This is a genomic window from Streptomyces sp. NPDC058964 (assembly GCF_042741275.1).
Classification (GTDB): domain Bacteria; phylum Actinomycetota; class Actinomycetes; order Streptomycetales; family Streptomycetaceae; genus Streptomyces.
Map to the genome: position 1 here is coordinate 1 of NZ_JBHYKH010000359.1, position 9,341 is coordinate 9,341.

General features: G+C 72.9%; 8 protein-coding genes and 1 pseudogene. 2 read left to right on the forward strand and 7 right to left on the reverse strand.

The window, feature by feature from the left end; genetic code table 11:
* Nucleotides 1–336: pseudogene (locus ACFW2E_RS32855) on the reverse strand (diguanylate cyclase); the annotation flags it as partial.
* Between the two features lie 305 nt (nucleotides 337–641).
* On the opposite strand from ACFW2E_RS32855, the gene ACFW2E_RS32860 reads away from it, so the two are divergent.
* Nucleotides 642–1,646, forward strand: coding sequence for an AraC family transcriptional regulator (locus ACFW2E_RS32860; RefSeq protein WP_384471318.1), 1,005 nt, complete (start codon nucleotides 642–644; stop codon nucleotides 1,644–1,646).
* Nucleotides 1,647–1,683: 37 nt separating this feature from the next.
* On the opposite strand, the gene ACFW2E_RS32865 is transcribed toward ACFW2E_RS32860, so the two are convergent.
* The 5 genes from ACFW2E_RS32865 to ACFW2E_RS32885 form a co-directional block, all read right to left on the reverse strand.
* Nucleotides 1,684–2,418: a 2-phosphosulfolactate phosphatase gene (locus ACFW2E_RS32865; RefSeq protein WP_384471321.1), complete on the reverse strand. Its 735-nt coding sequence runs from the start codon at nucleotides 2,416–2,418 to the stop codon at nucleotides 1,684–1,686.
* A gap of 42 nt (nucleotides 2,419–2,460) precedes the next feature.
* The gene (locus ACFW2E_RS32870) at nucleotides 2,461–2,748 is read right to left on the reverse strand and encodes a DUF1232 domain-containing protein (protein ID WP_384471324.1); all 288 of its coding nucleotides are present in this window, start codon (nucleotides 2,746–2,748) and stop codon (nucleotides 2,461–2,463) included.
* A gap of 83 nt (nucleotides 2,749–2,831) precedes the next feature.
* Nucleotides 2,832–4,052, reverse strand: a complete 1,221-nt coding sequence (locus ACFW2E_RS32875; RefSeq protein WP_384471327.1) for a hypothetical protein — start codon at nucleotides 4,050–4,052, stop codon at nucleotides 2,832–2,834.
* Nucleotides 4,053–4,369: 317 nt separating this feature from the next.
* On the reverse strand, nucleotides 4,370–5,335 hold the full coding sequence (locus ACFW2E_RS32880; protein WP_384471330.1) for a DUF1152 domain-containing protein: 966 nt from the start codon (nucleotides 5,333–5,335) through the stop codon (nucleotides 4,370–4,372).
* 181 nt (nucleotides 5,336–5,516) lie between these two features.
* On the reverse strand, nucleotides 5,517–6,881 hold the full coding sequence (locus ACFW2E_RS32885) for an FAD-dependent oxidoreductase (RefSeq protein ID WP_384471332.1): 1,365 nt from the start codon (nucleotides 6,879–6,881) through the stop codon (nucleotides 5,517–5,519).
* A 281-nt stretch (nucleotides 6,882–7,162) separates the two neighbouring features.
* On the opposite strand from ACFW2E_RS32885, the gene ACFW2E_RS32890 reads away from it, so the two are divergent.
* On the forward strand, nucleotides 7,163–8,215 hold the full coding sequence (locus tag ACFW2E_RS32890) for an NAD-dependent epimerase/dehydratase family protein (RefSeq protein ID WP_384471335.1): 1,053 nt from the start codon (nucleotides 7,163–7,165) through the stop codon (nucleotides 8,213–8,215).
* A gap of 21 nt (nucleotides 8,216–8,236) precedes the next feature.
* Here ACFW2E_RS32890 and ACFW2E_RS32895 read toward each other — a convergent pair whose 3' ends face one another.
* Nucleotides 8,237–9,247 (reverse strand): C40 family peptidase, encoded by a 1,011-nt coding sequence (locus ACFW2E_RS32895; protein WP_384471338.1) that lies wholly within the window; start codon nucleotides 9,245–9,247, stop codon nucleotides 8,237–8,239.
* Between the last annotated feature and the right edge of the window lie 94 nt (nucleotides 9,248–9,341).

Below are 9,341 nucleotides of genomic sequence, written 5' to 3' on the forward strand. Positions count from 1 at the left end.
CACGAAGACCGACCCGAACTGGAAGGGCAGACCGGCCGCGAACTGGGGATAGCGGCGCACCGTCTCCGTGGCGTTGGGCAGGACCACCGCGACACCGAGCCGGTAGGCGTCGGAGACGGGGAACGGCCGGTCCACGTGCACCCGCCACCAGGGCCGGAACAGGGGGCCGGGCAGACCCGCGAGCACCGCCAGGTGCAGCAGCCCGGGGGTACCGGAGCGCAGGTACACACCCGCGACGCGGCCGTCCGTCGCGGTGAGTGCCCGGGCCGAGGCGTCGACCAGCAGCGCGGCCAGCCTTCCGCGCCTCCGGCCTGCGTGCTCCCCGCTGCCAGCCATCGGTCCTACCTCGTCCGTGCGCCGCCCGGGTGGGTGACACAGCAAGAATGCGCCACGACGCCCGCGGAACGCACCTGGGCGGACCGGACGGGACGGCTCCCGGCCGCACGCGCCGGGTACGCCTCCCCGCCGACGGCCGTGGGGAGCCGCCGTCGCCCCGCGGGCCGCCGCGTCGGTGTGTGGTCGGCCGGCGCAGGCCGTGTGCGGAGGTCGTCAGGGCCGTGACCGCGCCGTAGGCCGTCGGGATCCCCGCGCCTACGCTGGCGGAACGAGTGGGCCCAGTCGTCGAGAGGAGGCCGCCTCCCGTGGCGGAGACCGCCGAGTTCCCCGAGCGTACGGCCGCAGCGGGGGTGCGTCTGTCGTTGCGGACCGCGGACCTCGACGAGGCCCGTGCCGCGATCGGCGCCATGTACTACGACAACCACATGGACCTGCTGGACCCGGGACAGCGGCTCGACGTGGACTTCGAGATGGCCCGCCTGGGTCCGCTGACCCTCGGTGAACTGGGCTGCGGCGCCGACGTCCGGATGCGCTTCGGCGACCTGGGCGCCTATCACGTCGACCTTCCGCTGACGGGCCGTCTGGCGTGGCGGCAGGGCACGCGGGAAACGGCGCTGGCCACCCCCGCGCGGGCGGGCGTGTTCCAGCCGGAGGGCAGGACGACGCTGGAGAAGTGGGGCCGCCACTGCCGGCTGCTCGCGGTGAAGATAGAGCCCCAGGCACTCCTGCGGCACCTGGAGGCGCTCACCGGCGACGCCGTCCGCCCCTCCCTGCGGCTGGCGCCCGCCATGGACCTCACGGCGGGGCCGGGCCGCACCTGGGCGCGGCTCGTGCGGTTCGTGACCGACCAGACCGTCGACGAGCGCGGGCTCCTGCGCCAGCCTCTGCTGGCGGCCCGGATGTGCGACTCCCTGCTCACCGGTCTCCTGCTGGCCACCGACCACCCCTACCGGGAGTCCCTGGACCGGCCCGTCCCGCACGGTGTCGCCCGTCCGGTCAAACGTGTCGTGGACGCGATCCAGGCCCGCCCGGAATACCCGTACACCACCACGGAGCTCGCCGACCTGGCCGGTGTGAGCGGGCGCTGGCTGCAGGAGGTGTTCCGGCGTGAGGTGGGCACCTCGCCGATGACCTATCTGCGGGACGTGCGCATGGACCGGGTCCGTGCCGAACTCGCCGCCGCCGACCCCGGCACCACGACCGTGAGCGACGTGGCCTACCGCTGGGGCTTCGGTCACCTGGGCCGGTTCGCCGAGAAGTACCGCGCCCGCTTCGGCGAACTGCCCTCGCAGACCCTGCGGTCGCACTGACGGCGGGGCGAACGCGAGAGGTCTCCGGCGGAGCTGGTCAACGGCCGCTGCCGGTCCCGGTGCGGCGGGGCGCGCCCCGGCCCGGGGACCCGTTCTCCACCGGGCGCAGGACCAGGCGGCCGTCCTCCCGGGCGGCCGCCATGGCGAACGGGAAGACGTCCGCCTCGAGGCACAGGTCCACGTCCTCGGGGTCGACACCGAGCCGGCCGTGCCGTACCCCGTCGGCGAGGAGCGCCGCGGCGTCCGAGCGCCTGGCCCGGTCGAGGAACGGCCCGGGGTCGGTGGGGCCGGACACGGCTCGGGCCGCGATGTACTGCGCGCACGCCAGGTCCTCCTCCGCCTGCCCGCCGTCCCCCGTGACGACGAAGGTGACCGCGTCCGGCCGCGCGCGCCGCAGCAGCTCCGCCGTCGCCTCCGCCACCACGAAACTCGCGCACAGCAGGAGCCGGGCGTCGGCCACCGCGAGCGCACCCGCGGTCCCGGCGGTGGTCTTCTGCACCACGGTGCGGCCCGCGACGTCGAGCGCCCGCAGCCTGGCGGGGGAGTTGGCCAGGTCGAACCCCGGCAGCGGCGCACCGTCCTGGAAGGCCAGCCAGTCCGGGTGACGCGCCTTCAGCTCCAGCGCCTCCTCGAGCGTGCCGGTGAAGACGATCTTCTCCGCGCCGCGCCGGAAAGCCCAGGCGGCCACGGTGAACGCCCGCATCACGTCGACGACAACGGCGGCTTCGGGCGTCACGGAGAGACCCGGGACACCGGTGAACGTTGATCGCATCACTCCATGATCAGGTACGCCGGTCCCGTGCGGGGACCCGTTTCAGGACTCCGTGCCGTCCGTGGGCAGTGTCCGCGCCGCGCGCAGGGAGCGCAGGGCCAGCAGCAGGACGCCGATGTCGTCCAGGTACACCGGGTCGGGCAACAGATCGGTGGGCAGCACCAGATAGGCGACGGCACCCCAGAAGACCCAGCGCGGCCCCGTCGGCAGCCCGGCCCGCCGCAGCGTGCGCCGGGTACGGACCAGGCGTACCAGAAGGCCGACGGCCGCGACGAGCAGGGCCGCCGCGACCACGGCGGAGACCACGAGCACGGTCGTGGTGGAATCCATGGGGCCTCCTGTCCTCCGACGAGCCGGGGCAGCGTCCTGTTCCTCGTGTTCCCCGCCCCGGCTGGCGTATCGCCTCCCGGAGGCTAGGACGCCCGGTCGGCCTCGCCGGGACCGTCCGCGTCACGCGGGGCGTCCGGTCCGTCCGGCGCGTCCAGGTCGGCCGCAGCGGCCGCCGCGCTCGTCGTAGGACGCGTTCCCCTGACGGTGCCCTTCAGCCGCCCGAAGGTCCGCGTCAGCTGCTGGAACGCCGAGGCCACCGGCGTGCCGGACTGCCCGGAGGACCGGGCCGGCGTGTCGCGGTAGGCGGCCAGGGCCTCATGGGCCCGCTCCGCCGCGTCCCGGTACAGGTCCCGGGACTTGGTCATCGCCTCCAGCGCCTCGGAGTACATGGTCACGAGCCTGCGCTCGCGCGCGAGTTCCTCCTCGAGCGTCAGCAGGGTCCACTTCTCGCGCAGCCCGGTCAGCGCGTCGTCCAGAGCCTGGGGCATCGGCTTCGGCAGCGCCGCGAAGCGCCGCACCACGTCGATGAGTTCGGTGGGCTCGGAACCGTCCAGGAAGACGTTGCGCACGGAGAACTCCGGGCCGTCGTAGCCGGGCGGGGCCGGATCGGGGGGCACGATCACGGCACCACCGCGCGGCACCCACACGCCGAGGTCGCGCAGCGCCCAGTTGACGGCCCGCAGCTGCTGCGGCGCGGCGCGGTGCTCCACCACACGGTCCCGCAGACCCGGCGGCAGCAACCGCGCCAGAGGCCCTCTGCCCTGCTCGTCCGGGGTCATGGCCTCGTGCACGACGACGTTGACGGCCCAGGCCTCGCGCGCGGCGCTCCTGATGACGCGCCGCATCTCCCTGTCCTCGGACGGGAGCGGATTGACCTCGCGCAGCCGCAGGCCCGCCACGGCGTGGTGGTGGTCCCAGGCGGTGTCCGCCCCGTCCGGCCGGGCGGGCTCCTGGGACGCGTCGGGCCAGAACATCGTGGCGGGGGAGGGCCACCGTTCGTCCCAGGGCGCCTCGGCCTCGGCCAGGAGCAGCCATTCCTGCCCCTCCGTGCGCTCCTGCGGGTGTACGAGCGTCAGGCGGGCCCGCACCGTCACCTCGCCGGGGACCCGCCATCGTGCCTCGAAGACCTGCTCCGGGGTGTCCTCGGTCACCGGCGGTTCGGCGAAGCCGTCGAGGACCTCGCGCTCCTTGAGCCGGCGCAGATTCCGCCGGATCACCTCCTCGGCTGACGGGCCGACGTGGCGGCCGCGGGCCGGCCACACCGTGCTGGGGGTCATGGGACGGTCGGTGGGGGAGTTCGACATGGGCCAATCTGCGGGTGGGGGTGGGGTGCGCCTTCCAGTATCACCGCCGGCGATCGTGGCACGTCGGCCGGGGCTGCCCACGGAGGACACGGAGCCGGTGGGGGCATCGGAGCCCGGTCCGGCGCGCACGGGAGGTGTGCGGCGCACACGGGGTGCGCGCGCCGCACGTCACGTTGCCGTCGTTCACTCATGCCCGAGTTCTGTCCGGACCACGACAATGGGTCCGGCGAACGGGGCCCACCCGCCATCCGCTTAGGGGAGGGCCCCGTTCGCCTTTGCGGAGGGGCGCCGGCGGTCGTCGGACGGCGCGAACTGGTTCAGTGGGGGAAGGCCCGAGGCTGACGTTGTCGTGGCAACGCGTCGCGGAACTCCTCTATCGCCGAACTGATCTGCCGCATCAGGGCCGTCTCCTCCAGACGGTCGAGGTAGAGGTTGCGGCGGGCGAGTCCGGGCGCGTCCACGCAGAAGTACAGGGCCATCAACGGGTTGACGAACAACTCGCTGTCCCGGGTCCGGTCCGTGAACCGGACGTCGCCGAAGTCGCCGCGTACGGCGGCGGCCACGGACCCGTTGACGATGCTGGGGTGGCTCGCGGTGCGGCGCTGGGCGTGGGCCACCGCGTCGAGGTAGAGAGCGCCCTCGCGGCTGGCCCGGGGCAGCGAGAACGCGCCCAGGTAGGCGCCCTCCCGGTCCAGCGCGGCGAGGTTCTCCAGGACCAGCGAATGGTTGACGCCGTGATAGGCGTCCACCCCGAAGCCGAGGCACGCAACCAGCCGGTGCGAAACCTCGCCGAGCCCGTTCACGGCGGCCAGGGTCGCCATGTCCTCCTCCGGTGTCCCCAGCCCGTGCTCGTCGCCGCGCATCAGGATGTCGGTCCCACCGTCCACCAGCACGATCGCGTCGACACCGCCGAGATGCGCGAGGAGCGCCCGGAAGGCGTCCCGCAGCGGGCCGACACCCGTGCGGGGAAACGCGTACACCGTGGAGGGCAGGCCCTGCGCCGCCAGCCACTCGGCGAGCGCCCGCTCGGGGAAGTAGTCGCCACGGAGCGTGGTGTCCGGACGGACGGCCGCCACGTCCCGGTCCACCCACACGTCGGTGCCCAGGCCGTACAGGTCGGCGAAGGACAGGTTCGCCAGGTGGACCTCCTTGCCCGCCGTCCACAGGGCGAGCGCCAGCGGAAGCCCGGCGTAGACGTCGAAGCCACCGCCCGCGCCGGCGACCAGCACCCGCCGGGCGTCGCGCAGGCGGGTGAAGAGAGGGGGTTCACTGAGGGAGAACACCGCAGGACGTTAACAGACCGGTGGGACAGGTCCGTTGGGGTTTTCGCAGGCAGCGCCGGTCTGCCGGTGCCGGGTCACGGTGATGCACCGGCTCCGCGGCCTCGCCCGGCGCCTCGGCGGCTGGGGACGGGAGCCGGCGGCAGCATGCCGACGGCCCCCGGCGGACACCGGAGTGCGGGACCTACGCGCCGCTCTCCCGGAGCATGTCCTCACGCTCGACGATCTTCACGCGTTCCCGGCCCTGCGGTTCGCCCAGCGCCTTCTCGGCGGCGTCCAGGCGGTACCAGCCCTCCCAGGTGGTGAAGCGCACGTTCCGCTCGGCGAGGAAGGCGTCGACGGCCTCCGGCTCGGGCGAGCCGGGAGTGTGGAGACGGCCGTTCGTGAAGTCGTCCAGGAGGTTGGACACCGTCTCGTTGGCGTCACCCTTGGTGTGGCCGATCAGACCGACCGGGCCACGCCGGATCCAGCCGGTGACGTACGTGGACTGCAGGTGCGCGCCGCTCTCCTCGAGGACGCGGCCGCCCTCGTCCGGGACCGTGCCCGAGTCGAGGTCCCACGGCAGCTTGGGCAGCTTCTCGGACAGGTAGCCGACGGCACGGTAGACGGCCGTGACGTCCCAGTCCTTGAACTCGCCGGTGCCCTTGACGTTGCCGGTGCCGTCGAGGGCGGTGCGCTCGGTGCGCAGACCGACGACCTGGCCGTCCTCGCCGAGGACCTCGGCCGGAGATTCGAAGAAGTGCAGGAACAGCTTGTGCGGCCGGTCGCCGACGTCGCGGATCGCCCAGTTCTCCAGGGTCTTGGCGACCATGTCGGCCTGCTTGTTGCCGCGCCGCGTCTCGATCGAGCCCGCGTCGTAGTCGATGTCCTCGGGGTCGACGATGACCTCGATGTTGGGGGAGTGGTCCAGCTCCCGCAGCTCCATCGGGCTGAACTTGGCCTGGGCCGGGCCGCGGCGGCCGAAGACGTGGATCTCCAGCGCCTTGTTGGCCTTGAGGCCGTCGTAGACGTTCGGCGGGATCTCGGTCGGCAGCAGCTCGTCCGCCGTCTTGGCCAGGATGCGCGCCACGTCCAGCGCGACATTGCCGACGCCGAGCACCGCGACCTTCCCGGCCTCCAGCGGCCAGGTGCGCGGCACGTCCGGGTGGCCGTCGTACCAGGAGACGAAGTCCGCGGCGCCATAGGAGCCGTCGAGGTCGATGCCGGGTATGGGCAGGTCGCGGTCGGCCGTCGCGCCGGTCGAGAAGATCACGGCGTCGTAGAAGGCGCGCAGATCGTCGAGGTTGATGTCGGTGGGGTAGTCGACGTTGCCGAAGAGGCGGATCTGCGGCTTGTCGAGCACCTGGTGCAGTGCCGTGATGATGCCCTTGATGCGGGGGTGGTCGGGAGCGACGCCGTACCGGATCAGGCCGAAGGGGGCGGGCATCCGCTCGAAGAGGTCGATGGACACGCCGGGCTCGGCGGCCACTTCGGACTTGAGCAGGGCGTCGGCGGCGTAGATCCCGGCGGGGCCGGCTCCGACGATGGCTACCCGCAGGGGGCGCGGCATGATCAGGTTCCCTTCGAGCGACAACAGGCGACTCGATCGGGAAGCCTAAGCTAAGGCAGACCTAAGTTAGTACGCGGGTCCCGTCTATGACCTCATAAGTAGATCTTATGGCCATTCGATGCTTTGCTTATGGGTCGGCCTGGGTGGCCGCTCAAGAGTCGCAGACGGACGCGTGGACCGCCCCGAGGTGTGGACACCGGTCGTGGACATGCCCGACGCTTGCCCGGGGTCCGGGATCGTCCCGCCCGAGGAACCTCCGGCCGGAACCGAGGAGCGGCGGCGTGGGTGGACGCGAGGCGACGACGGTCGCGGTGACCGGCGGGAGCGGGTTCGTCGGCAGTCATCTCGTACGGCGTCTGCTGCAGCGGGGCTACCGGGTCCACACCACCGTGCGTGACCCCGCGAACCCGGTCAAGATGCGGCACCTGTGGGACATGCAGGAGGCGTTTCCCGGCCAACTCGGCATCTTCAGGGCGGACTTGCTGGCCGAGGGTTCCTTCGACGAATCGCTGCGCGGCTGTTCGGCCGTCTTCCACGTCGCGTCGCCGTTCTTCATGCCGGAGAAGATCCGGGACGGCCGACGGGACATGGTGGACCCCGCCCTGCTCGGCACCCGCAACGTCCTCGCCAGCGTGGAGCGGACGCCCACCGTCGGCACACTGGTCTTCACGTCCACGGTCGGGGCGATCTTCGGCGACTACGCGGACGTCCTCGACATGGACGACCGGGTGCTCTCGGAGCGCTACTTCAACACCACCAGCACGGTGGAGAACAACCCCTACCACTACGCCAAGACCGTCGCGGAGCGCACCGCGTGGGAGGCCGAGGCCGCCCAGGACCGCTGGCGGATGGTCTCCGTCAACCCCGGCCTGATCCTGGGGCCTTCGTTCACACCGGCTTCCGAGTCCGGCAGCCTGTTCCTGCTGGACGAGCTGTTCAAGGGCTACTTCTGCTACGGCGCCCCGGACTTCGCGTTCACCACCGCGGACGTGCGCGACGTCGCCGACGCGCACATCGCGGCGGCGGAGAACCCTGCGGCGAAGGGCCGTTACATCGTCGCGGCCGAGACCATGACGTCCTTCCGCGAGATGTCACGCGTCATCCGCACCCGCTACCCGCGTGACCTCCGCCTCCCTCGTACCGCGCTCCCGCACTGGCCGGTGCGCGTCCTCGGCCCGGCCTTCGGGCTGACCCAGGACTACATCCGCAAACACCTCGGCATCCGCTTCCGCGTCGACAACGGCAGGAGCGTGCAAGAACTGGGCCTCACCTACCGCCCGATCGACGAGACCCTCCTGGACCACTACGAGACCTGGCGCCGCAGCCGGAGGTGAGCCGGGCCGCCCCCGCGGGCCTCACACGGGGCGGACCACCCGGTGGATGGCCGACTCCCCGGCGCCGTAGATCGACTCCTCGCGGATGAACGCCCCCGGGCCGGGTGCGTGGATCATCATGCCGTTGCCGGTGCAGAATCCGACGTGGCCGGCGTTGTCGAAGAAGACGATGAGGTCACCGACCTGGATGTCGGCCGGCGTGACCGGGGTGCCCGCACCGGCCTGCTCCGCGGCGGTACGCGGCAGCGCGACCCCGGCGGCCTTCCAGGCGGCCTGGGTGAGGCTGGAGCAGTCGTACGAGTCCGGGCCCGTCGCACCCCAGACACAGGGCCTGCCGATCTGTGCGCGGGCGAAGGCGAGCGCCTTCATGGCCTTCCCCGCGTACGCCGCCTCCGGAGCACCGCCCGCGGCGGCCGGGGCGGCGAACGCGGCGGTGTCCGTGAGCGGGCTCGGGCCGAGGGGGTCGGTGGTGGCTGCCGTCATGCCCGGCTGTGCCATCAGCGGGTCCGTGTTGTAGGTGCCGGTCGTGTAGGGGTCGGCCGGGCCGGCGGGCATGCCGGTCTGCGGGGCCGGGAAGGCGGGGACGAAGGAGCCGGTGTCCGTGACACCCACGGCGGTGAACGAGCCGGTGTCGGTGAACGGGCTCGGGCCGAGAGGGGCGGCGGAGGAGCCGGTGTCCGCGACGCCGAGGGCGGCGAAGGAGCCGGTGCCGGTCAGGGGGCTCGGGCCGAGCGGGTCGGTCGTGGCTGCCGTCGGCATGCCCGGCCGTGCCGTCAGGGCGCCGGTGGTGAAGGAGCCCGTCGCGTCGAGCGGCTGTGCGGGGAACCAGGACTCCTCGGCCGGCCGGGACTCGATCGCGGCGATCGGCGTGCCGCGCTGCACGGAGTGGCGGGACAGGAGGTCGCGGGCGGCGGTCAGCTTCCGCTGGTTCCGCTCCTTGGAGGTCGCCGGCGACGGCCGCTGCGGTGTCGTGGAAGGCGCGGGCAGCAGCGCTCCGGGGGCCGCCTCGAGTTCCCTGCGCGGTTCGGGCACCGCGGGCAGCGCGGCGAGGGGCCGGGCGGTCAGTGCGGCCCCCGGCCGGGCGGGCCGTTCCGCGCCGGCCCGCCCCGGACGCGCCCCGCCCGGC

What these genes read in the sequence shown, in the direction of transcription:
- ACFW2E_RS32865 (WP_384471321.1), bottom strand. Translation starts at nt 2,418, where the DNA reads ATGCGATCAACGTTCACCGGTGTCCCGGGTCTCTCCGTGACGCCCGAA.
- ACFW2E_RS32870 (WP_384471324.1), bottom strand. Translation starts at nt 2,748, where the DNA reads ATGGATTCCACCACGACCGTGCTCGTGGTCTCCGCCGTGGTCGCGGCG.
- ACFW2E_RS32875 (WP_384471327.1), bottom strand. Translation starts at nt 4,052, where the DNA reads ATGTCGAACTCCCCCACCGACCGTCCCATGACCCCCAGCACGGTGTGG.
- ACFW2E_RS32885 (WP_384471332.1), bottom strand. Translation starts at nt 6,881, where the DNA reads ATGCCGCGCCCCCTGCGGGTAGCCATCGTCGGAGCCGGCCCCGCCGGG.